Source organism: Enterococcus sp. AMC1086, from assembly GCF_058216575.1.
This window is the reverse complement of sequence record NZ_CM177100.1, coordinates 2,334,960-2,356,846: the sequence shown is the minus strand read 5'-3', so window position 1 is coordinate 2,356,846 and position 21,887 is coordinate 2,334,960. Positions and strand designations below refer to the sequence as shown.

Annotated in this window: 23 protein-coding genes; 20 read left to right on the top strand and 3 right to left on the bottom strand. The window is 35.0% G+C overall.

The genetic code is table 11. The features are described from left to right. Positions 1-8: 8 nt before the first annotated feature. The 10 genes from AC4BC4_RS11100 (at position 9) to AC4BC4_RS11055 (ending at position 9,370) form a co-directional block, all read left to right on the top strand. Positions 9-854 (top strand): transporter substrate-binding domain-containing protein, encoded by an 846-nt coding sequence (locus AC4BC4_RS11100; protein WP_490475731.1) that lies wholly within the window; start codon positions 9-11, stop codon positions 852-854. After that, entirely contained in the window at positions 855-1,535 is a 681-nt protein-coding gene (locus tag AC4BC4_RS11095; RefSeq protein WP_490475730.1) for an amino acid ABC transporter permease, read from the top strand. It begins immediately after the preceding gene. A gap of 157 nt (positions 1,536-1,692) precedes the next feature. Further along, positions 1,693-1,881: a hypothetical protein gene (locus AC4BC4_RS11090; protein ID WP_069646801.1), complete on the top strand. Its 189-nt coding sequence runs from the start codon at positions 1,693-1,695 to the stop codon at positions 1,879-1,881. Positions 1,882-2,098: 217 nt separating this feature from the next. Continuing rightward, a complete protein-coding gene (locus tag AC4BC4_RS11085) occupies positions 2,099-2,557 on the top strand; it encodes a DUF3592 domain-containing protein (RefSeq protein ID WP_069646800.1) in 459 nt (152 codons plus the stop codon). Continuing rightward, positions 2,541-3,023 (top strand): GNAT family N-acetyltransferase, encoded by a 483-nt coding sequence (locus AC4BC4_RS11080; protein WP_490475729.1) that lies wholly within the window; start codon positions 2,541-2,543, stop codon positions 3,021-3,023. Before AC4BC4_RS11085 ends, AC4BC4_RS11080 begins: the two co-directional genes overlap by 17 nt. Positions 3,024-3,152: 129 nt before the next feature. Continuing rightward, on the top strand, positions 3,153-3,575 hold the full coding sequence (locus tag AC4BC4_RS11075; protein ID WP_069646798.1) for a helix-turn-helix domain-containing protein: 423 nt from the start codon (positions 3,153-3,155) through the stop codon (positions 3,573-3,575). A 101-nt stretch (positions 3,576-3,676) separates the two neighbouring features. Next, positions 3,677-4,675: a LacI family DNA-binding transcriptional regulator gene (locus tag AC4BC4_RS11070; RefSeq protein ID WP_490475728.1), complete on the top strand. Its 999-nt coding sequence runs from the start codon at positions 3,677-3,679 to the stop codon at positions 4,673-4,675. Between the two features lie 62 nt (positions 4,676-4,737). Beyond that, the gene (locus AC4BC4_RS11065; RefSeq protein WP_490475727.1) at positions 4,738-6,408 is read left to right on the top strand and encodes a glycoside hydrolase family 13 protein; all 1,671 of its coding nucleotides are present in this window, start codon (positions 4,738-4,740) and stop codon (positions 6,406-6,408) included. Between the two features lie 11 nt (positions 6,409-6,419). Beyond that, a complete protein-coding gene (locus AC4BC4_RS11060) occupies positions 6,420-7,850 on the top strand; it encodes a PTS transporter subunit EIIC (protein ID WP_490475726.1) in 1,431 nt (476 codons plus the stop codon). A 260-nt stretch (positions 7,851-8,110) separates the two neighbouring features. After that, positions 8,111-9,370: a hypothetical protein gene (locus AC4BC4_RS11055; protein WP_490475725.1), complete on the top strand. Its 1,260-nt coding sequence runs from the start codon at positions 8,111-8,113 to the stop codon at positions 9,368-9,370. Between the two features lie 267 nt (positions 9,371-9,637). Here the strand turns inward: AC4BC4_RS11055 and AC4BC4_RS11050 are convergent, their stop codons facing one another. Next, positions 9,638-10,381, bottom strand: coding sequence for a MurR/RpiR family transcriptional regulator (locus tag AC4BC4_RS11050; protein ID WP_490475724.1), 744 nt, complete (start codon positions 10,379-10,381; stop codon positions 9,638-9,640). Between the two features lie 162 nt (positions 10,382-10,543). Here AC4BC4_RS11050 and pfkB point away from each other — a divergent pair, with 162 nt between their 5' ends. The 5 genes from pfkB (at position 10,544) to AC4BC4_RS11025 (ending at position 15,352) form a co-directional block, all read left to right on the top strand. Next, entirely contained in the window at positions 10,544-11,482 is a 939-nt protein-coding gene (pfkB, locus tag AC4BC4_RS11045) for a 1-phosphofructokinase (RefSeq protein ID WP_490475723.1), read from the top strand. A 1-nt stretch (position 11,483) separates the two neighbouring features. After that, positions 11,484-12,893 carry a PTS fructose transporter subunit IIC gene (locus tag AC4BC4_RS11040; RefSeq protein WP_490475722.1) on the top strand — a complete coding sequence of 470 codons (1,410 nt, stop codon included), beginning with the start codon at positions 11,484-11,486 and terminating at the stop codon, positions 12,891-12,893. Positions 12,894-12,917: 24 nt separating this feature from the next. Beyond that, positions 12,918-13,373: a fructose PTS transporter subunit IIA gene (locus AC4BC4_RS11035; protein WP_490475721.1), complete on the top strand. Its 456-nt coding sequence runs from the start codon at positions 12,918-12,920 to the stop codon at positions 13,371-13,373. A gap of 9 nt (positions 13,374-13,382) precedes the next feature. Further along, positions 13,383-14,360: a tagatose-bisphosphate aldolase gene (lacD, locus tag AC4BC4_RS11030; RefSeq protein WP_490475720.1), complete on the top strand. Its 978-nt coding sequence runs from the start codon at positions 13,383-13,385 to the stop codon at positions 14,358-14,360. A 122-nt stretch (positions 14,361-14,482) separates the two neighbouring features. After that, positions 14,483-15,352, top strand: coding sequence for an AraC family transcriptional regulator (locus AC4BC4_RS11025; RefSeq protein WP_490475719.1), 870 nt, complete (start codon positions 14,483-14,485; stop codon positions 15,350-15,352). A gap of 578 nt (positions 15,353-15,930) precedes the next feature. Here the strand turns inward: AC4BC4_RS11025 and AC4BC4_RS11020 are convergent. Together AC4BC4_RS11020 and AC4BC4_RS11015 are read right to left on the bottom strand one after the other, a co-directional pair. Next, a complete protein-coding gene (locus AC4BC4_RS11020) occupies positions 15,931-17,250 on the bottom strand; it encodes a sensor histidine kinase (protein ID WP_490475718.1) in 1,320 nt (439 codons plus the stop codon). Continuing rightward, entirely contained in the window at positions 17,243-18,013 is a 771-nt protein-coding gene (locus AC4BC4_RS11015; protein WP_490475717.1) for a LytR/AlgR family response regulator transcription factor, read from the bottom strand. Before AC4BC4_RS11015 ends, AC4BC4_RS11020 begins: the two co-directional genes overlap by 8 nt. 315 nt (positions 18,014-18,328) lie before the next feature. Here AC4BC4_RS11015 and AC4BC4_RS11010 point away from each other — a divergent pair, with 315 nt between their 5' ends. From AC4BC4_RS11010 to AC4BC4_RS10990, 5 genes are all read left to right on the top strand, one after another. Continuing rightward, on the top strand, positions 18,329-18,616 hold the full coding sequence (locus AC4BC4_RS11010) for a hypothetical protein (protein WP_490475716.1): 288 nt from the start codon (positions 18,329-18,331) through the stop codon (positions 18,614-18,616). Between the two features lie 518 nt (positions 18,617-19,134). Beyond that, positions 19,135-19,830 (top strand): DNA-binding response regulator, encoded by a 696-nt coding sequence (locus tag AC4BC4_RS11005; RefSeq protein WP_490475715.1) that lies wholly within the window; start codon positions 19,135-19,137, stop codon positions 19,828-19,830. Between the two features lie 89 nt (positions 19,831-19,919). Continuing rightward, positions 19,920-20,189, top strand: a complete 270-nt coding sequence (gene rpsN, locus AC4BC4_RS11000; RefSeq protein ID WP_490475714.1) for a 30S ribosomal protein S14 — start codon at positions 19,920-19,922, stop codon at positions 20,187-20,189. Between the two features lie 46 nt (positions 20,190-20,235). Continuing rightward, positions 20,236-20,376 carry a putative metal homeostasis protein gene (locus tag AC4BC4_RS10995; RefSeq protein ID WP_490475713.1) on the top strand — a complete coding sequence of 47 codons (141 nt, stop codon included), beginning with the start codon at positions 20,236-20,238 and terminating at the stop codon, positions 20,374-20,376. Between the two features lie 256 nt (positions 20,377-20,632). After that, positions 20,633-21,709 carry a Gfo/Idh/MocA family protein gene (locus tag AC4BC4_RS10990; protein ID WP_490475712.1) on the top strand — a complete coding sequence of 359 codons (1,077 nt, stop codon included), beginning with the start codon at positions 20,633-20,635 and terminating at the stop codon, positions 21,707-21,709. The last annotated feature ends 178 nt before the right edge of the window (positions 21,710-21,887 follow it).

The following is a 21,887-nucleotide window of genomic DNA, read 5'->3' as shown; positions in this document are numbered from 1 at the left end:
AGGTTCAAATGAAGAAAGTATTCGCTAGTTTTAGTATTGTTGCCTTAAGTTTAGTGCTCGTTGCGTGTGGTGGAACAAAAGAGCAGACCGCTGGAAAAGATGAAAGCTGGAAAAAAGTCGAGGAATCGAAGAAATTAACGGTTGCCACATCAGGAACGTTATTCCCATCGTCTTACTATAATGATGAAAACAAATTAACGGGTTATGATGTGGATGTCATCACAGAAGTTGCCAAACGGTTGGACCTTGATGTTGAGTTTAAAGAATACAATGTTGATGGACAAATCACGTCAGTTGATAAAGGGGAGTCCGATTTAGCGGCGAACGATTTTGGTTTATCAGGGGATCGAGGCAAAAAATTCATCTTATCTTCTCCAATCAAATACTCATTTGATAGTATGATCGTCAGAAAAAGTGATGATTCTGGGATTGCTTCTCTTGAAGATTTAAAAGGCAAGAAAGCAGCAGGAGAGCCAAATACAAATTACATGAAAATAGCCGAAAAATATGGTGCAAAATTGGTAACATACGACAATGCGACAAATGATCAATACTTGACGGATGTTGCCAATGGTCGGACAGATGTTATTTTGAACGACTACTATCTACAAAAAATGTCTGTAGGTGCGTTACCTGATATTCCAGTAAAAATTTTAGAAGGCGTTTACTTTAACGCAAACTATACTGGATTCTTAATGAAAAAAGACAGTATTGCATTAAGTAAAAAAATTGATGGTGCATTAAAAGAAATGCAAAATGATGGAACCATGAAAAAAATCTCTGAGAAGTATTTTCAAACAGATGTTTCTGTTGAACCAAAAGAAAAAGTGACAGAAAGTGTTTCAGTAGAATAGATGTATATACCGAAAATCAATTTTCAGTTAATGATTGACTCTATTCCGTTTCTTCTGACAGGGTTGCCTTATACAATTGGGATCAGCGTAGTGACGTTTTTGATGGGAAATGTATTGGGGATTGTTTTGACTATATTAGGAATGTTGCCATCGAAATTGATCAAAGGGTTTGTGCGGTTTTATATTTCTTTTTTACGGGGTGTTCCAGGACTGGTGTTGTTATTTCTTTTGTATTTTGGTTTGCCTTATCAATTAAGCGCATTAACTGCAGCGTGTATTTGTTTTAGTTTGACGAGTAGTGCGTTTATCGCCGAAATCTATCGAGGATCGATCGCAGGAGTGGAAGCAGGGCAATGGGATGCGGCATATGCGTTAGGTTTGCCGTTTGGAAAAGTGATGCGAAAAATTATTTTACCGCAAGCATTTCGGATTTCGATTCCGGCTTTAGGAAATGTTGCAATGGATTTGTTAAAAGGCACTTCATTGGCTGCGATGATCACGATTCCTGATATTTTTCAAAAAGCAAAAATTGTTGGTGGCAGAACCTTTGATTATATGTCGATGTATATTTTGGTGGCCGTGATGTATTGGCTGCTTTGTGTGGCGATTGGTTATGGGCAAGGTTGGTTGGAAAGACATTATATCAATCGTTATAAGTTTAAATCAAAGGTGAGAACGTAAAATAAAACTGTGTAAGTAGCTGAGTAAAAGATAGCTGCTTAGACAGTTTTATTGTTTTTAGAGTATACAAAAATAAGGTGAATTATTATTCTTTTATTCTCAAGAAACGAGTATAATTAATGTATAAAATAATTAAGAATAGAAAGTAGGAATAATGATGGATATGAAAGAAATAAAAGAGACAAGTCAATTTTTAGTAACGGAATATAAAGATAGTCTTATGAATGGATTTATTGAAACGCCAAGTCAGTTTATGATGCGCATGAACACAGAGCCCAAAGTCGAAGAGTATGTTCGTCCATTATTAAAGCAAGCAGAGCAAGAATTTAAAGAGAATACTAAATAATGATTCAATAATGTTTGAGAGTAGGAAGAATATGATTGTGTGATGGTTTGCCCGTAAGTCCGCTATAAAACAGCTGGTTTACAGAAGCTTCTAACACCAATCGACATTCCTTGTACAGATATTGATATGAAAACATTGGTAATATGAATGGAGAAAAAGCGTTAAGAGATATTTTAGTATTTAAAAAAGCGTAGATAAAGATTTTAAGGAGTTAAATATGAAGGATGTATTGATTTTTGCAATTCCTGCAGTTGTTTTATGGGTGATTGTTTTGCTTATTTATCTTAGAAAAAAAAGTGTGGATAAAAAAGCGACAGAAAAAGTTGTGGGGATTGTACTTAGTAATAGAACTTACATGGTGGGAAGTTCTGATGGAGCAAGTTATGGTAGAGTGTCATTGGTTGAATATACAATCAATGGTAAACAGTACAAAAAAGAATTTCAAATCAATCAATTAATTTATTTTCATAGAGTACCAATTGGTCAAAAGAGGGGACTACCCGTTAATTCTAAGGTTGAATTACGCTATAATCCTACTAATATCAATCAAATATTTTCAGCAGTGGATAATCAATTTGGAAAAAACTTTATGATTTTTTTCTTTTCTGTATTTGCTCTATTTTTTACGTTATTTCCTATTTTATTTTTGTTGAAGGAAATTGGGATTTATTTTTAGATTGAGAAAAATCAGAAAAGAAGACATAAAAATGATAGTGAGATACTTGGAAAAGATGGATGTGAAAAAAGTGACAGAACTTTATATTTCTGTATTTTCACAAGAACCATGGAATGATGAATATGGGTCAGTTGAAGAGGTAGAAAAATTCATCCAAAACTTTATGGCGTGTGACACCTATATCAATTTCATTGCAGAAGAAGAGGGCGAATTGGTTGGGCTATGTTTAGGGTTAAAAAAGCCATGGATAAAAGGGATCGAATATTACATTGACGAATTCTGTATAAAAAGTGAACGACAAGGGACTGGAATTGGAAGTGAATTCTTAGCAAAAATAGAAAATGAAATTTCTTTATTAGGAATGAATGGGTTGATATTAAATACCGAAGCCAGTTTTTCTTCAGCAGATTTTTATCGTAAAAATGGTTTTCATAAATTATCTGATTTGATTGTTTTAGGAAAGTAGTTTTTGTATTTTTGAAAATGCTCAAATACTCTATTTAAGGGTGCTAATTTATTTTGCTTGCTACAATGCAAGCTTTTTTTGCGTGATTTTCTACTCTTTTTAAGTGATAATAAATGTGAGGTGATCGAAATGACAATCGGTGAAATTTTAAAAGAAAAGAGAGAACAGCTTGGTTATACTCAAAAAGAAGTTGCTCAAAAATTATATGTATCTAGACAAACGGTCTCTAATTGGGAAATGGGAAAAACGTATCCAGATATAGAAAAATTATTGAATCTAAGTGATTTTTATGGTGTTTCTTTGGATGAATTAATTAAAGAGGATTACAGAATGGTTGATAAACTAAAAAAAGATACATATGAGCAGAAAATTCGGGTATATGGCTTTCTATCAGAACAACTATCCGCTATGATCCTTGGTTCAATTCTTACTTGTATCTTTTTTGGCATTCATTTTTCAACGATGGGTCAAATTGTTCTTATTGTGATGACACTTGGCTGTTTTGTTTTTCTTTTATGGCGAAATGGATTTTTTGAAAAGCTGTTAAAGTAAGAAGTTATTGATGCTGATCTGTTCGTCTTTCATTTTAGCGTTGACAAAAATAAGAATGTATTTTATATTTATGATATCGATATCATAAGAAGGAGAAAATGATGGCCACAATCAAAGATGTTGCAAAAAAAGCTGGTTTATCGGTTTCGACAGTTTCTCGTTTTTTAAACCATCATCCGTATATTTCTGATGATAAAAAAGAACGAATCCAAAACGCTATGGATGAACTAAACTATGCACCGAGTGCGATAGCGACACAACTTCGCTCAAAAAAATGTACGACGATCGGTGTGCTGATTTCAAGAATCACCAATCCATTTTTTTCTTATTTAGTCGATGCAATCGAAAAGAAAGCTAAAGAACAGGGCTATCAGTTGTTGATCATGCAAACATATGATGATCCAAAAGCAGAGCTGAAAATGCTAGAGTATCTAAAACAACAAGTTGTCGCAGGTGTGATCATGACATCCATTGAAAGCGATTCACAAGTGATTGAAAACTATTCGAAATATGGTCCAATCGTATTGTGCAATGAAAAACTTGAAGGAACAAAGATTCCAAACATTTCGACCAATCAAGAAGAGATCAGCTATGAAGCGACTAATTATCTCGTTCAAAAAGGCTACCGTAAAATCGCCTATTGTACTGGCGGGAATTTAACCATAGGCGGACATGGGCAGCGACGAACCAAAGGCTTTGAACGGGCACTTTCTGAACATGATTTGTCGATCAAAAATAAGTGGATCTTCAAACAAGTCCATAACATGGATGACGGCCGAAAAGTAGCGAGAGAAATACTCGCTTTACCTAAAAATGACAGACCAGATGCTGTGTTTAGTGGTAGTGATGAGGTTGGTATTGGGATCATCCAAGAAGTGCTTCAGCAAGGATTACGGGTACCAGAAGATTTGGCGGTATTAGGTTTCGATAATCAACCGAGTACAAGTATTATTGCGGTTCCTCTAACAACGATCAATCAGCCAACGACGGCATTAGGAATCGAAGCAACAAAATTAATGGTTGCTTTGATCGAAGGAACAACCTATAAAGTGAATAAAAAAGAACTTATTTTATCGCTGATCGAGCGTAAATCCACATAGGTGGATTTATTCTTGTGAAAATATGGTATCGATACCATAAGTAGTGAAAGGATGAATAAATAGTGAGTTTAGAGAACAAAGACAAAAAATGGTGGGAAAAAGAAGTGATCTATCAGATTTATCCCAAAAGCTTTAAGGATTCAAACAATGATGGAATTGGTGACATTCAAGGGATTCAAGAAAAGCTACCTTATTTAAAAGAGTTAGGAATCACCACGATTTGGATTTGCCCGATTTTCACCTCTCCAATGGTGGATAATGGGTATGATATTTCTGATTTTGAAGGAATCAATCCTGAATTTGGTACGATGACAGACTTTGATCGTTTACTAAAAGAGGCGAATAAATTAGGCATAAAAGTGATTTTAGATTTAGTCATCAACCATACATCAGATGAACATCCTTGGTTCCAAGCTGCCCTAAAAGATAAGGCGAGCCCTTATCGAGCGTACTACATTTTTAAAGAAGGAAGCATAGAACCAAATAATTGGCGGTCGATTTTTGGCGGTTCTGTTTGGGAAAAACTTCCGAATGAAGAGGTCTATTATTTTCACGCATTCGATAAAAAACAACCTGATTTAAACTGGGAAAATCCTGAGTTGCGCCAAGAGTTATATGGGATGATCAATCGTTGGTTAGACAAGGGAATCGCTGGTTTTCGAATCGATTCTATCACCTTCATCAAAAAAGACCAAGATTTTGCAAGTCTTCCGGCTGATGGCGTAGATGGTTTAGCTTCTTGTAAAAGTAAAACGCGTAACCGTCCAGGAATCGAAGTATTTTTAAATGAATTGAAAAAAGAAACGTTTGAGAAATATAATTGTGTGACAGTAGGTGAAGCACCTGGCGTCCCTTATGAAGAATATGGTGATTTTATTGGAGATGATGGTTATTTTTCAATGATTTTTGATTTTAACTATTCAGATATCGATGTTGAATCAGGTTCTGACTGGTTTAAACGAACAAATTGGACCGCAAAGGAATTCAAAGAAAAATTGAAACGTTCACAAGAGGTATTACAGGCAAATGGTTGGGGTGCTAATTTCATTGAAAATCACGATCAACCGCGTGCTGTCTCTAAATTTATCAAGCCTGATTATCAAACAAATGAGGCGACTAAAGCAATAGGGATGCTTTATTTCTTTTTACGAGGAACGCCATTTATTTATCAAGCACAAGAGTTGGGCATGCAAAATGCTGAGCGCAATACGATCGATCAATTTAATGATATTTCAAGTATCGACAATTATTATCGTTCGATTCAAGAAGGATATACACCGGAAGAAGCGATCACATTTGTGAATCAGCGGAGTCGAGATAATACGCGTACACCATTTCCTTGGGACGATAGTCAGTTCGGCGGCTTTTCAAATACAGCGCCATGGCTAGCGATGACCGAAGAAAACCCAAGTAGAAATGCACTGCAAAATCAGGTGTTAGACCATTATAAACAGATGATTGTACTGAGACAACAAGGAGCAGTAAGTGAGGCTCTAATCTGTGGTACCATTACTTTCTTAAAAAATGTACCAGACAATGTGATTGCCTATAAACGTGTTTTAAACGAGGTAGAAGTGTATTGTTATACGAATTTAAGTGACACACAAGAAACGATTTCTTTGGAAAAAAATACCGTTCAAGTCCTTTTAAATTCTCATGATACGCTAGTAAGTGAAGCAAACGAAATAACGCTACATCCTTATCAAAGTGTTTTGTTAAAAAAAAATCAATGAGGTGAGTGACAATGGCAATTGATTATCAAAAAATCGGGGAAGAAATCGTAAACGTTGTAGGGGAAGAGAACATTACGGGAATTACCCACTGTGCCACCCGTTTACGTTTAGAAGTAAAAGACCGAGAAGCGATCGATGATAAAAAAATCGAAAAAATCGATCAAGTAAAAGGAGTCTTTTTTAACGCTGGACAATATCAGATTATTTTAGGTACAGGAATCGTGAATAAAGTCTATGATTCTTTGGTTCAAAACAACAATGAATTATTAGAAAAACAAACCTCTTTAGAAGAAATGAAAAAACCAAGTAATCCAATTAAATATGCGATTCGGACGCTTTCAGATATTTTTGTGCCCATTATTCCAGGAATTGTTGCAACAGGGTTATTTTTAGGCTTGAAAGGAGTCTTTTTAAACGAAAGTGTTCTTTCATTTTTTGGCACCTCAGCCGATAAAATTCCTGAGTTTGTTTTAGTACTTATGAATGTGTTGACCGATACGGTATTTGCTTTTTTACCAGCGTTGATTTGTTGGTCAGCGTTTAAGAAATTTGGCGGAACACCGATCATCGGTTTTGTGATCGGGTTGATGCTAGTGTCGCCAATGTTGCCAAATGCTTATTCTGTAGCAGATATCAATAGCGGGGTGGAACCGCTGATGGCATTTGGTTTTATTCCAATCGTGGGGTATCAAGGGAGTGTTTTAACCGCTTTAGTAATTGGTCTTTTAGGGGCAAAATTGGAAAAAGTTTTACGTAGAAAAATGCCGAATTCTTTGGATTTGATGTTTACACCGTTTGTCGTTATTTTGGTGATGTTATTAACAGGTTTATTAGTCTTAGGACCAATTTTACACTTTGTAGAAAATGGTTTGGTGTACTTGATTACTGGCTTGATCAAATTGCCTTTTGGGATTGGTGGGTTGCTGATTGGATTTTTATATCCATTAGCGGTTATGACAGGGATGCATCATCTGTTTATTATGATCGAAACAAGTTTACTTGCAACGACTGGTTTTAATCCATTGATCACGTTATGTGCGATGTATGGATTTGCTAATGCTGCGGTAAGTTTTGCAATCAGTGTGAAGGCAAAAGATAAGAATGTGAAGGTTATCGGGACTAGTGCGGGTGTGACCCAACTTTTAGGGGTAAGCGAGCCAGCTTTGTTCGGATTAACGATTCGTTATGGTATGAAACCATTAGGTATTATGTTAGGCTGTTCTGCATTAGGCGGAGCTATTTTATCCTTATTAAATGTGCAAGCGAATTCATACGGTTTAGCAGTTATTTTATCGCCCTTAATGTACATTTATAGTTCGTATCAACTGGTGACATATATTGTGGTTGGTATTTGTATTTTTATCCTATCATTTATCTTAACGTATCTGTTTGGTGTGCCTAACGAGGTAATGATGTCAGATGATGAGTATTTAGGAGAATAACAATTGGCTAGATAAATGGACGAATTATGTGGTCTTGTAGTTGTTTAGGAAAAACCGTGGCAATTGATTATGAGACTGTTAAAAAATGGATAGCTTGATTGCAACTAAGGACGTCTATAGAAATTGTAGATGTCTTTTTTTGTATAGATGAATTAGGAATAAGTGAAAAATATTTTGAAGTAGAGCGATTTATGTATTTACCTTTCACAAAATCAATGAGACAATAGAGGTGGAAAAGTTTAAATTTTGGAGGGGAAGAAATGGGAGATTCATTCATTCAAAATCAGTGTTCTGCTTGTGGTGGAGCAATCGCTGATCCGAGTGTAAAAAAATGTCCTCATTGTGGGACATCACAAGATAGTGTTCAAAAGATGCTTGATGAAAAAAATAAAAACATAGAACTTTGCTCTAACTGTGGTTCACCTGTCACGTTTAATATTGAAAAGCAGCAGTTTGCATGCGATTTTTGTCATTCTACATTTACGACGAAAGCTGAAAAAGATTTTGATAATCTGACGTATGAGGCTGATGATTTGATTCCATTTCACGTGCCAGAAGGATTAGCTAAGAAACGTTTTTTTGAATGGCTGATCAAAGGTGAAAATGTTCCTTTAGACATTTTAGGTAAGATCAATAATGTTCAGTTAGAGCAGGTCTTTATTCCATACATGGGCGTAAATATTTCTTATGAAGGTTCGTGGGGTGCTGATATTGGCTACAATCGTTCTGAAAGCTATACAGAATATGTGACAAAAGAGGATAAGAAAGGCAATAAATATTCTGAGCCAATCACAAAGACACGTACAGTTGTTGATTGGAATCATTCAAGTGATATTTTTTCAGGGACTACATTCCAAAGTCATATGATCAATGACGAACTAACGGGTTCTATTGCAACATTTGCAAGTCGTTCCAGCCATTTGGCTTTTTTGGAGAACACGAAACCATTTGATGAACATTATACGGCTGGTACCCGACAGTTGAAAATTTCATCAAATAAAGTTTCCCAAGTGCTACGTTCAGTCCGAAGTTTTGCCCAAGAAGAAGCAGAGAAAAAGATGCTTAGTATTTTGCCTGGTGACAGCAATAAAAATGCTAAAATAACCAAGTTTACCTATGATCTAACGTCTAAATACACATATGTTCCTTTCTGGAAAATTACGTACAAGTATGAAGGCATCGATTATATTGTAATCATCACAGCAGCAACTAAGGATAAAATAGAAATAGACGGCAACCGTCCATTAAGTCAAGATGATTCAACTGTCGAAAAAAGAATGAAGAGAAATGGCCGATTTGGTCTATTAGGAAGTTTGCTAAGTTTGTTAATTACTGTATTCGATATCCTTCCAGATGCTACTGGACCATTTTTTGGAATGCTCTTCATAGTTGGGTTAGGTGTTTGGATTTATTTTGCGATTAAACGACATAGTTTTCTAGGTAAGAATAAAAATCATCTTAAGAATAATTTACATGAACATCCTGAGTATGTGGGGTTATCAAAACAATATCCTGAATAGTTTCGTTGAGACGATATGGCTACGGGATACGTGCATTTTTTTTTAATATTGTTTGTCTTTTTTTATATAATAAATATCTTTTAATAAAACAATAAAGGTAAGTTTGTTGAAAATATGACTTTTACGAAAGTAAGTTGGGAAAGAAGCGGTCAGCCGAATTACTTAAGGCTAGGACATAACTCATAGAGTTATGTTCTAGCCTTCTTTTGTCTTTCTAATGTGTCTTATTTATAGGCTGTTTTTTCAGATTTTTTTTGGTTGTATCCCTCAATTTGTTCGGATCGCATAGGAATCTAATAATATTCTCGCCATAACTGATAACGGCAATCTAGAACGAACTTCATATTCTGGAAAATAAGAACCTTCTGATTTAAAACCAGTGAAGACGATTTCGGATAACCGGGACAAAGAACTACTGGAATTAGCAGTCAGGGTAATCGTACTAACATCATTTTTCAAACAATTTTTTACAGCAGTAACTAATTCAGGCGTTTCTCCATTCAAAGAAATCAATAGCACAATATCATGACTGGTAATTTTTTTACTCATACTAGTAATGATATTTGGATCAGCATGCATTTCACAATATTTTCCCGACAATTGAAATTTTACCGTCATTTCTTGGGCGATCAATTCAGAAAAGCCGCGGGCAAAAATCACGATTTTTTGTGCGGCTTTGATTTTTTGAATCGCATCTTCAATACTCCCACTATCCAGCATATTGATCGTACGGATAACTTCACGTTCATTCTTTAAAATGGCTCGTTTGATTTTTGCATCGATTTTTTCAACACCAGAAAAGTTGATCGTTGTATTGGATTGGTCTTTTAAATGATGTTTGAAAGAAGTAAACCCTTCATATCCCTTCTTTTTCATAGCACGAACAATCGTTGCGGTAGAAACATTCGCTTTTTCACTTAATTTGACGATGGAATAATTAGGGATTTCAACAAGATGCTGATCAATAAAATTCCATAAATATTTTTCTGATTCACTTAAGGCTTTTTCCATGTTGAAGACTCCTCCATTCTACTTCATATACTTTTCTCTATCATACCATTTTAATCCCAAAGAAATAAAAATTGTATCATTTTTCAGCTGATTTCCGTGATTATGAAAACATTTACATAAGAAAGTAGTTGATAATACAAGTGTGAGGAAAGGGGGAGGAAAATGGTTCAACTCTATACTTGTACGATGAATTTGGCGATCGATCTCTTTATAGAAACTGAAACAATGAAACCAAAGGTAGTCAATCGCACGCTCGAAGACGACATTCAAGCCAATGGTAAAGGGGTCAATGTATCGTTGATACTCAAAAAACTAAATATAAACAGTACCGCAATTGGATTTAGTGGTGGTTTTACAGGTCGGTATATTGAAGAGTGTCTCTTTGAAAAAGGAATCACTACACAATTTATTCATGTACCAGAAAACACGCGAATCAATGTCTTCACTCAAGTTAATAAAGAACAAACAGAATACAAATTAGTCAATAAAGGGCCTAAAATCCCTAGCGAAAAAATCAATGAACTTTTAACAATGATTAGAACAATTGAAGCAGGTTCCTATCTTTGTGTGTCTGGGAGTTTACCACAAGGAATTTCAGAGATGATTTTACCGGAAATCAGCCGTATCGCGCAAGAGCAGAAGTTTAATTTGGTATTAGACAGTAGTTACCACAGTGTGATGGATTGTTTAGTCTATCAGCCTTACTTACTCAAACCTAATGAAGAAGAATTAGCGAGTTGGTTTGATCAAAAAGAAATTTCTTTAGAAGAAAGTCCAAAGTATTTAAAACGATTAATCAACCAAGGTGCGCAAAGAGTGCTGCTGTCATTTGGCAGTAAAGGTTGTTTTTATGCAGATAAAAACAGAATGATTTACGGAAATTCACCGAAAGGAAAAGTCGTCAACACAGCTTGTGCAGGTGATACATTATTAGGAACATTCATTAGTGGATTATTAAAAGAGGAAGCGCTGGACGAAACGTTGAAACATAGTATTGCTGCTGGCAGTTCGACTGCTTTTAGAAAAGGATTGACTGATTTTAGTGATATCAACGAGTTAGAAAAACAAATTGTGATCAAGACAATAGAAGGGAAGAGTTAATATGACAAAGTATCAACTGATTGCAGCAACAGGCTGTCCTACAGGAATTGCGCATACCTATATGGCACAAGAAGCGCTAGAACAAGCTGCAAAAGCAAAAGGTATTACGATCAAAGTTGAAACGCATGGACAAATCGGTGTCGAAAATGAATTGACGAAAGCCGAGATCGAAGCAGCCGATGCAGTCATTATTGCGGCGGATAAGGATGTCCATGCGGAACGTTTTGCAGGAAAGCGAGTCATCGAAGTACCAGTTAGTAAAGGGATCAAAGAAGCTAATCAGCTGATTGAGGATGCACTAGCTGGAAAGGGAAAAATTTTGGGCGGTGAGAAGTCGATCAATGTAGCTGATTTAGAGAAAAAGGAAAGTGAAGTTAAAGGAATCGGTCATAGTATTTATAAAAACTTGATGAACGGAGTTTCTCATATGCTTCCTTTTGTTGTCAGTGGTGGGGTATTGATCGCTATTTCATTTTTATGGGGCATTTATTCTGCAGATCCTGAAAGTACACAATTCAATCAATTTGCAGCAACCTTAAAAGATATCGGTGGCTTGGCAATGGGGATGATGGTGCCGATTCTATCCGCTTATATTGCACAAGGAATTGCCAAACGTCCAGGTTTAGTCGTTGGATTTGTGGGTGGGTTAGTCGCAAGTAATGGCGGGACTGGCTTTTTAGGTGGGATCGTTTCTGGTTTTTTAGCAGGTTATGTGGTGTTGGGATTGGTCAAAGTATTTAACGTTTTACCAAAATCTTTAGACGGGCTAAAGGCAATTTTCTTATATCCAGTTTTAGGTGTTGCAATCACTGGATTGATCATGTTTGGGATTGCCGGACCGATGTCTGCAATCAATGAAGGGATGATGGATTTTCTAGCTGGTTTTGAACACTCGAGTCCTTTAGTTTTAGGCATCATTGTTGGGTGTATGTGCGCCTTTGATATGGGTGGTCCAGTGAATAAGGCAGCTTATGTTACAGGAACAGCACTTTTAGCACAAGGAAATACCAGCTTTATGGCCGGTGTTTCCGCAGCGTGTATTGCACCACCTTTGATTACAGGGTTCGCGGTTTTATTTTTCCGTAAATATTTTGATACAAGTGAGCAAAATGCTGGGTTGGTCAATTTTATTTTAGGCTCGACGCACATTACAGAAGGAGCCATTCCCTTTGCCGCAAAAGATCCTTTGCGGGTATTGCCAACCATGATGCTAGGTTCATCAATTGCTGCAGTTTTAACCTATCTATTTAAAGTTCAAGTACCAGCGCCGCATGGTGGATTTCTAGTATTGCCTGTTGTGACACATGGCTTGTTATGGGTATTGGCTATTTTAGCTGGTTCGATCGTTGGTGGATTTTTACTGGGAATCATTCAAAAACGCCGAATCGAGAAGATAGAGGGAACAGTTTAAGTGATAGGAAGAGGTTGAAAATATATGGTTTTATTAAACGCACAACACGTTTTCATCGAAATACCAGTTGAAACGAAAGAAGCAGTATTTCAATTTTTAGCACAAAATGCACAAGATTTACAGATTACGACCAATAATTCCGCTGTTTTGGCAAGTTTTAATGACCGTGAAACACAAGGTAGTACAGGGATGATGGATGGATTTGCTATTCCCCATGCAAAGAGTTCTGCCATCGATGAAGCAAGTATCCTCATTGTAAAAACGAAAAATTCAATTGAATGGGATAGTTTGGATGGTAAACCAACAGAAGTGATCATTGCTTTATTGATTCCTGAGCAAGAAGTTGGAACTACCCATCTAAAATTATTATCCAAAGTCGCACGCTTATTGATGAAAGACGAATTTAAAACACAGTTGAAATTATTAGAATCAGCAGTCGAAATCGCTGAATATGTGAATCAACAATTAACTGAGGAGTGAGCAATAACTATGAAAAAAATGACAGAATCTAAATTAACTGCTATGAACCAAATGTGCAATCAAGATGGAATCATTGCCGCACTTGCGATCGATCAACGAGGATCATTGAAAAAAATGATTGAAAAATCTTGTGGACAAGAGGTAGATGAAGAAACAATCATCACCTTTAAAGAAATTGTGTCTCGTGAACTAACACCATACGCTTCAGCGATCCTTTTAGATCCAGAATATGGATTGCCAGCAGCAAAAGTTAGAGATCAACACGCAGGATTATTAGTAGCCTACGAAAAAACCGGATATGATGCTAGTGAGCCGGGACGTTTGCCAGATCTATTGAGTGACTGGTCCGTTAAGCGTTTAAAAGAAGCAGGAGCGGATGCAGTAAAATTTTTGCTGTATTATGATGTAGACGAGAGTAAGGAAATCAATGAACAAAAACATGTTTTTATGGAACGAATCGGTTCAGAATGTGTTGCTGAAGGGTTACCATTTTTCCTGGAATTAGTGTCTTATGATGCAAAAATCAAGGATGGAGCAAGTAAAGAATACGCCAAAATCAAGCCCCATAAAGTGATTGAAATGATGAAAGAATTCAGTAAACCTCGATACAACGTTGATGTATTGAAAGTGGAAGTTCCTGTAAATATGACTTTTGTGGAAGGTTTTGGTGAAGAAGTTTGCTATTCAAAAGAAATGGCCAAACAATTATTTAAAGAACAAAGTGAAGCAACAGATCTGCCGTTCATTTTTTTAAGTGCTGGTGTAAGTAGTACATTATTTCAAGAAACATTATATTTTGCAAAAGAGGCAGGTTCGAGATTTAATGGCGTTTTATGTGGTCGAGCAACTTGGAAAGAAGGTGTAGTCCCTTTTGCTAAAGAAGGAAAATCAGCGGCTCAACAATGGATGAGAACTGTTGGCAAAGAAAATATCGAATCTTTAAATCGTGTGTTAAAAGAAACAGCGACACCTTGGATGAACAGATAAAACAAATTTGTAAAAAAAGCAATCCGCTAAGATCAGGGATTGTTTTTTTTTGAATAAAATCAGTTGTAAATAACGAAAACTTTGATAAAGTAAAGGAGAAGAGAAACAATCGGAGGTAGAAAATGAGTGTATATTTAGAGCGACCAGAATTTGAGGGAAATATTCTTTTTCGAGCATTTATCAATGATGGTATGACGATTGTTTATCCTCATTGGCACAAAGAAATCGAAATTATTTACTCGATACGAGGAACCGTCAATATCGGTGTAGGCGATGAAATTGTGAATGTAGCAGAGGGAGAAATCTATTTTTTTGCCAGTGGTGAACCCCACTACTTTTTAGCATCTCCTGATAGTGAACGGATCGTTTATCAGTTTGATTTAAACTTATTTGATGAGATAAATTTAAAATCAGCAAATGACTGTTCCTTGATCGAATTATTTGAGACAGGGGAAAAACACAGTTCTAAATGGTCAAAGTCTTTAGCGTTGGATATGAAAAAATTATTGCAGCAATTATTTGAGGAATCTGGAAACAATAATCAAGGGAAAAATTATGCCTTGTTTAGCTTATTGTTTCAGCTAGTGACAACATTTTACAGAAGGTTACCTCAAACACAAACAGAAGTAAGAAAAGGAGCCAAATCCTCTACCATAAAATATAAAGAAAACTTAGAGCATTTAGATAAAATCTTTACTTATGTGGAAAATCATTATGAAGAGTCAATTACGTTGAAAGAGATCGCAAAATACAGCGGCTTTAGCTCGTATTATTTTACACGCTTTTTTAAAGCGAATACAGGAACCACCTTTATGAGCTTCTTAACGGAATACCGCATCAATCAAGCGAAATTTATTTTGGCAAATGAAAAAGTTCCTATGATCGAAGTAGCTGAAAAATCAGGATTTGCTAGTGTGAAGACGTTCCACCATGTGTTTAAAGAACAGGTGGGGATTTCACCTTTGAAGTATCAGAAGATGATTATAGAATAAAAGAAAACAGACAGTAGACGAAGTTATGTTAGTCTACTGTTTGTTTTTTAAGAATATAGTTGACTACAGTGTAAGTATCATTGAAAAAATACCTTCATCAAATCGTAGAGCGAAATCGTTTCCTTATGAATAAGCAGTCTTGTATACAATCAAGTTTAATGTGAGCAATAAAAACGTTAGATAAAGGAATGATTCCACAAAAAAATGCTGTACTTCCAATTGCTTAAGCAAAGAAAAAAGGATAAGAAAAAAAGAGTAATGGTTGATTGAAGCTTGTAACTTTTAAGAGTATATAAAAAGGAATCGCTAATTGAATACGTTTTGTCAACTTTTTTTACAACAAAGATCAATAAAAAAAGACTTATTTGTTGTCCCAGCAATGAAAAAGGGACTAGCATTTGCCGTTGTGTCGCATTAAGCCAATTTATTTCATCATTGCAAAAAGTCTAGAAAGGCATAATGTATAACTCGTTACGGATGACTAATCTCTAATGAAACAGTTGATGAAGACATAAGAGGCTAGGACGTAACTCTAAGAGTCATAACCTAGCCTTAAGGAATCCGAATACAACCTACTGTTATTTAGATATAATCCTTTTTTTTGACGATTTTGGTGCTAAAAAGCTAACAATAAAAAAAGAATCCTTTTTAGTAATCTGATAACTCGCCTTTTTATAATTATCAAGTATTTTTGCTAGAATATGTAAACCTTTTCCTTGATGGTTTTTTTTGGTAGAAAAATTATTTTGTAAAAGGGCTTGAAGTGAGAAGTTTCCATTCATAGCGTAGGTATTTTTTACGACTATTTTTACAAAATTGACGTCACCAGTAATTACTATTTCAATCACTTGAAGGTCTGTTTCTTGAACAGCTTCATAGGCATTGTCTAATACAATAGAAAAGCAACGAATGAAGTCGACGATATTAATATCAATATCTGTCAGTTTTTCGATTACTTGAATCTTCAACTGAATATCCGTTCCTGAACAACGTTTCAAAAAGTTAGTCAAAAGACCTTGAATTGGTGGATTATGAATTGCTGCAATTGTTTTATACATATTTGGTGTAAGTAGTGAGTTTGAATAATCAATGATCGTATGGAGTAAATGAAGTGCTTGTTGGGTATCATTGATTTCTAAATAAGAAGTCAGACTGATCAATAAATTCTTATAATCATGACGAAACTCATTAGAACGGCTGATTTTTTCACGTTCTTGTTCATATTTTTCATTAAGTATACCGACAAATTGTTGCACATTTTGACGTTTAACAACCAGCAAAATATTCCAACTTAAAAATACGGTGAAACCGATAATGATAAAGGTACTATAAAAAAATGGAGCAGAATACCCTTTTGAAACACTAAGTTGTTGCAGGCAAACCGATATGAATAAGAAAAATAAAAACAAAACAGATAATAACCGATATTTTTTAGGCAATAGCTGGATAGTCGCTGTTATTTTGAAGCGTTTATTCAAATAATTCGCGAAGAGTAACAAGGAGTAGAAAACGAATTGCTGTAAGAAAATAAAAAACTCTAGATAGGTTGAGTAGGTCTCAATAGAGATCCAATCATTGAGAAATAAAATATCCCAAAGATCCAATGTTACAACCCATGAAACTAAAACAATCGTATTTTCAAAACTCAAAAATAAAGTAGGAACAACCCAATTTTGAACTTTTTTGACTTGAAATAAAAATTGTAGAAGAAAAAAAAGAATAAATAAAAGAATAATAAAATGATCATCTGTAAAAATGTCGATAATCAATTGAACCGATAGAACAGCACTCAGTATCATTGTTTCCCGAAAAGACAGAATCTTTTTATACGCAAATAGCCAAAGCAATTGTAAAAGATTTAATGCTAATAATGAAACGAAAAAGGGTCTATCAAGCATGTTGATAGTCCTGCAATCCTTTTTTTACTTTATCGATGATTCTAGTGCCTACAAAAAGATCCTGATCATCTGTAAACGTGATCGTACCGTTTTTTCGATTGATAGTCGTGATGTTTTCAAGATTGATTATGTAAGACTGAAGCGATAAGAATAAGTAAGGTTGTTCCAAAGTCTTTTTGATTTTCCCGATTTTTCCTTCTATTACCGATTCTTCTGTAAGCGTTTTTATCAACACACGATTCTTTAATCTTTTCAACGATTCAATATACAAAACCTCTTTACAATTAACATAAATCGACTCGTAACCATTTACAAAAGTTATGATATCTAAATCACTTCTCCATGCTGATTTAGTCAGACTTTCAACCTTCATAAGAACAGTTTCGATCGTTGCTTTCGGCTCGGTTGCGTCGATTGGGTTCTTTACGAGATAACCAAGTGGGAAAATGCCGCTATTAATGATTGAAGCAGCTTTGTCTTCAAAGCTAGTCATAAAAATAATGTTGCATTTTGAATTTATTTGTCTAATCTGACTTGCTAAATCGATACCTGAATATCGCGTTTTTAAATCAATATCTAGAAAGAAAATATCATTATCAGAGATATTTAATGTAGGAATCTCTTCCATAAAAAGTAAATGATTATCCAAAGGAGATAATTTGTAGCGAAAAGTGTTTGAATGATAATGTTCTATATAATGAATAATTTGTTCCCTATAAAGAGTATCATCTTCAACTACATAAATCGTTGTTTTAGTGGTCATTATTTTCCTCCTAAAAATTAATGAATAAATTAAAAAATATTTTAAATACATTTTAGAATATAATGATAGAAAAATAAAGGTTTTCATAGATTAAAAATGAAAAAGTCTGCATATGTAACAAGATAGCGCTTACTTGTTGTTTTGTTTTTTATTAGGTAATTGTACTATGAATGATTTCCTTGATAAACAAATAAGAACGGTTTATATAAAAACATGCTATTTTTTAGTCCATTCAGTTTTTATGTTTAGAAAGGAAGTTAACATGACAGGGAAGTTCAATAAAGCCAAAAAATACGTCAAATATGTTTTTGTTATATGGATACTATTATATTCAAAAGCTCTATTAAAATATCAGGAGAAATTTCCTACGTACCACCGCGAACAAACGGTTCTCAAAACACAACAAAATTTGAAGCAAACGTTGATATTACTCAGGACTTAAATGATGGATATAAACAATATTTTCCAGACTCATTATCTTTGGTAATGTTGGATGATGAAAAAATGTTTAAGTCACTTCATCTATCTGATATTGTTTCTAAAGACCAAAGCGGTAAAGATATTTCTGGTTATTTTGAAAAAATTCCAATTAATGATCATTAACTAAATTAAAGCAAGTTTATCTTAATAAAAGTCACTTGGTAGGAACTATAACAACATTTTAGTTGAACGTGGAAAGAGAGTAATCCGAATTCAGAAACAATTGATTTAGGAAAAGAATGGACTGACAATCGAGGATTGTATTACAAACAAGTACTGCCAATTATAAAGATTCCTATACAGGAAAACTTGAGTGGCAAATGATGGATGCCCCAACTGGAAGCTAATTGTAGTACCTAAGTCCAAAAATCAAATAGGAGTTACTTTTGCTCCTACCGTTTATTCGGATACCTTAAGGCTGGGGTATAGCTAATAGAGTCATATATCAGCCATTTTCAATTAGAAATTTATAATAAAAATGTAAATGTATCCCGAAAACGCATCTTTGTTGTTTTTTTTCTCTAAAATTAAGTGTAATATAAATATAATAAAATTATTAAATAAAAAAAATATATTGCTGGGTTGTTTTTCGTAATTATTAAGATTAAAAATATATTTTTTTAGAAAAGGAAGGATAAATCATGTATACGGTTGGATACTTGATAGAAAAAAAACAAGAAGTAAATGTTCATTTAAATTTTTTAACAGATAAAGGCTGGACTTTAACCGAAATTAAGATGAAAGAGCAAGAAGTTGCAGATCAAGAAAATTTGGATGCGATCATCATTTTTGAAGAGACAATGTCTGAAGCTTGTTTTTGGTTGATGAAACTAAAAAAACATGTGAACGTACCTATTTATTTATTATCTGTAATCGATGAGTCTCGTTCAAATATTGTCTATCTGCAATTAGGAGCGGAAGCTTGTTTTTCTCTGAAGATGGAATCAGAAGAACTTTATTATACGCTAGCCAATTTACTTAGCCATCATTCAGATAAAAGCAGTCATCTATCCGCCAAGACATCGACCTCATCTAAGCAAAAAGCAATTGAGCTAATGCCTAGAAATTTAAGTGTGCTAATTGATGGAAAAAAAGAGGTTTCTTTAACTAAAAAAGAATATAATGCACTAGAGCTATTATTCAATAGTCCAGGACAAACCATTTCTTATCGTGAACTCAAAGAAGAACTGTGGAATTCTGAAATGAATGTTGAGGATAAAAACTATCGGGTTGCCAATATTATATTTAATTTGCGCAATAAAATAGAAACAAATACAGCGAATCCGAGGTTTATAAAAACAGTTCGCTCGATAGGGTATATGTTGGATATAAAATAAAAAGAAGACTTGCATTTTATGGAATTAAATGGTATTCTTATCACTCTTAAATAGTAATGATTACGATTTGTGAAGAGGTGAAAGAAAACATGGCTAAAAAATCAAAAATTATCAAAGCCAAAAAGCAACAAGCATTGATCGAAAAATATGCTGCACGTCGCATCGAACTAAAAGCGGATAACGACTACGAAGCTTTAGCAAAATTACCAAAAGATTCAAATCCAAATCGTTTGAAAAATCGTGATTTGATCGATGGACGACCAAGAGCCTATATGCGTAAATTCGGCATGTCACGAATCAATTTTAGAACATTAGCACATCAAGGACAAATTCCCGGCGTTCATAAAGCAAGTTGGTAAACATTAAGAACAAGCAACTGACAAGCAAAAGAAAAGGGGGGATTTGATGGAGAAACAAGATCTTTCAAGTGCACGCAGACGATTGAAGTGTACGAATCGAAAAACAAGAAAACGAGCATTGAAAATTATTCAGCAAAACAAACGGGAGCAAAGACATCGGGTAATGGCTTCTAGTAATGTTGGGTAAGTGTCTCATTGATCGAATTAGAGAATAAAGTTCTTCCTTTTAATATAGAAGGGAAGAGCTTTTTTTGTTGGTTTAGACTGTATCACTTTTGTTTTTTGAAAAACACAAAGTACTTCTCAGCAAAGCAATATCTGGGAATTTTTCAACCAAAATCTAGGAAGAAAGCTCTTTCAAAGTTTTGTATAGTAATAGTGTAGAAGTGGAAGCGTTCTATTTTCCACAAAAATAATATGAGTAGATTACTGGAGGTATTTTGATGACGTTGAAAGTAGGGATCATTGGTTGTGGCGGGATTGCAAACGGGAAACATTTACCAGCACTTGCACAAGTTAAAGAAGTGGAGCTAGTAGCATTTTGTGACCTAATTATTGAAAGAGCCGAAGAGGCAAAAATGCATTATGGAACATTGACTGCAAAAACATTTACAAACTATCAAGAAATGCTTGGAGAAATGAACTTGGATGTTGTTCACGTTTGCACACCAAACAGTACCCATGCAGAATTGTCAATCGCAGCAATGGAGGCAGATTGTCATGTGATGTGTGAAAAACCAATGGCAAAAACAGCTGCACAAGCACGTAGTATGATTGAAGCCGCAAAAAAGACAGGTAAAAAATTAACGATTGGGTATCAAAATCGTTTCCGAAAAGATTCGACTTATCTGCATGAAATCTGTGACGAAGGTGAATTAGGTGAAATTTATTTTGCCAAAGCGCATGCGATTCGTCGACGTGCTGTTCCTACTTGGGGCGTTTTCCTTGATGAAGAAGCGCAAGGTGGCGGACCGTTGATCGATATTGGGACACATGCATTGGATCTGACGTTGTGGATGATGGATAATTACAAACCAAAATATGTAGTAGGAAAAGCTTATCATAAACTGGCTGAAACTAAGAATGCTGCAAATGCTTGGGGTTCTTGGGACCCTGAAAAATTTACCGTTGAAGATTCGGCATTTGGCTTTATCATGATGGAAAATGGGGCAACGATCTTTTTAGAATCTAGTTGGGCGTTGAATAGCTTAGATGTAAAAGAAGCAAAAACAACTCTTCACGGTTCAAAAGGCGGCGCAGATATGAACGATGGATTAACCATTAATGGGGAAGATCATAGCATGCTTTTCGAGAAAAAAATCGAATTAGAACCTGGCGGTGTTGATTTTTATGATGGAGCTGGAGACAAACCTGAGGTATTAGAAGCACAATCTTGGATCGATGCAATCATCAATGACACAGAACCAGTTGTGAAACCAGAACAAGCCTTGGTTGTGACCGAAATACTTGAAGCTATCTACAAAGCATCAGAAACAAATCAGCCTGTGTTTTTTGATTAAACTTACTTAGCTTCACGGGCTAGCTCTTCGGAAAAAAGATAAATTATGAAAGAGGGAAAAAGCCCCTCAGTCACAATTTCCTATTTTTCAGTCAGAGCTAAACGAGCCCGCTACGCTTTTGTTTTTATCTAGCTTCACGGGCTAGCTCTTCGGAAAAAAGATAAATCATGAATGAGGG

What these genes read in the sequence shown, in the direction of transcription:
- AC4BC4_RS11100 (WP_490475731.1), top strand. Translation starts at nt 9, where the DNA reads ATGAAGAAAGTATTCGCTAGTTTTAGTATTGTTGCCTTAAGTTTAGTG.
- AC4BC4_RS11095 (WP_490475730.1), top strand. Translation starts at nt 855, where the DNA reads ATGTATATACCGAAAATCAATTTTCAGTTAATGATTGACTCTATTCCG.
- AC4BC4_RS11090 (WP_069646801.1), top strand. Translation starts at nt 1,693, where the DNA reads ATGGATATGAAAGAAATAAAAGAGACAAGTCAATTTTTAGTAACGGAA.
- AC4BC4_RS11085 (WP_069646800.1), top strand. Translation starts at nt 2,099, where the DNA reads ATGAAGGATGTATTGATTTTTGCAATTCCTGCAGTTGTTTTATGGGTG.
- AC4BC4_RS11075 (WP_069646798.1), top strand. Translation starts at nt 3,153, where the DNA reads ATGACAATCGGTGAAATTTTAAAAGAAAAGAGAGAACAGCTTGGTTAT.
- AC4BC4_RS11070 (WP_490475728.1), top strand. Translation starts at nt 3,677, where the DNA reads ATGGCCACAATCAAAGATGTTGCAAAAAAAGCTGGTTTATCGGTTTCG.
- AC4BC4_RS11060 (WP_490475726.1), top strand. Translation starts at nt 6,420, where the DNA reads ATGGCAATTGATTATCAAAAAATCGGGGAAGAAATCGTAAACGTTGTA.
- AC4BC4_RS11055 (WP_490475725.1), top strand. Translation starts at nt 8,111, where the DNA reads ATGGGAGATTCATTCATTCAAAATCAGTGTTCTGCTTGTGGTGGAGCA.
- AC4BC4_RS11050 (WP_490475724.1), bottom strand. Translation starts at nt 10,381, where the DNA reads ATGGAAAAAGCCTTAAGTGAATCAGAAAAATATTTATGGAATTTTATT.
- pfkB (WP_490475723.1), top strand. Translation starts at nt 10,544, where the DNA reads ATGGTTCAACTCTATACTTGTACGATGAATTTGGCGATCGATCTCTTT.
- AC4BC4_RS11040 (WP_490475722.1), top strand. Translation starts at nt 11,484, where the DNA reads ATGACAAAGTATCAACTGATTGCAGCAACAGGCTGTCCTACAGGAATT.
- AC4BC4_RS11035 (WP_490475721.1), top strand. Translation starts at nt 12,918, where the DNA reads ATGGTTTTATTAAACGCACAACACGTTTTCATCGAAATACCAGTTGAA.
- lacD (WP_490475720.1), top strand. Translation starts at nt 13,383, where the DNA reads ATGAAAAAAATGACAGAATCTAAATTAACTGCTATGAACCAAATGTGC.
- AC4BC4_RS11025 (WP_490475719.1), top strand. Translation starts at nt 14,483, where the DNA reads ATGAGTGTATATTTAGAGCGACCAGAATTTGAGGGAAATATTCTTTTT.
- AC4BC4_RS11020 (WP_490475718.1), bottom strand. Translation starts at nt 17,250, where the DNA reads ATGCTTGATAGACCCTTTTTCGTTTCATTATTAGCATTAAATCTTTTA.
- AC4BC4_RS11015 (WP_490475717.1), bottom strand. Translation starts at nt 18,013, where the DNA reads ATGACCACTAAAACAACGATTTATGTAGTTGAAGATGATACTCTTTAT.
- AC4BC4_RS11010 (WP_490475716.1), top strand. Translation starts at nt 18,329, where the DNA reads ATGGATACTATTATATTCAAAAGCTCTATTAAAATATCAGGAGAAATT.
- AC4BC4_RS11005 (WP_490475715.1), top strand. Translation starts at nt 19,135, where the DNA reads ATGTATACGGTTGGATACTTGATAGAAAAAAAACAAGAAGTAAATGTT.
- rpsN (WP_490475714.1), top strand. Translation starts at nt 19,920, where the DNA reads ATGGCTAAAAAATCAAAAATTATCAAAGCCAAAAAGCAACAAGCATTG.
- AC4BC4_RS10995 (WP_490475713.1), top strand. Translation starts at nt 20,236, where the DNA reads ATGGAGAAACAAGATCTTTCAAGTGCACGCAGACGATTGAAGTGTACG.
- AC4BC4_RS10990 (WP_490475712.1), top strand. Translation starts at nt 20,633, where the DNA reads ATGACGTTGAAAGTAGGGATCATTGGTTGTGGCGGGATTGCAAACGGG.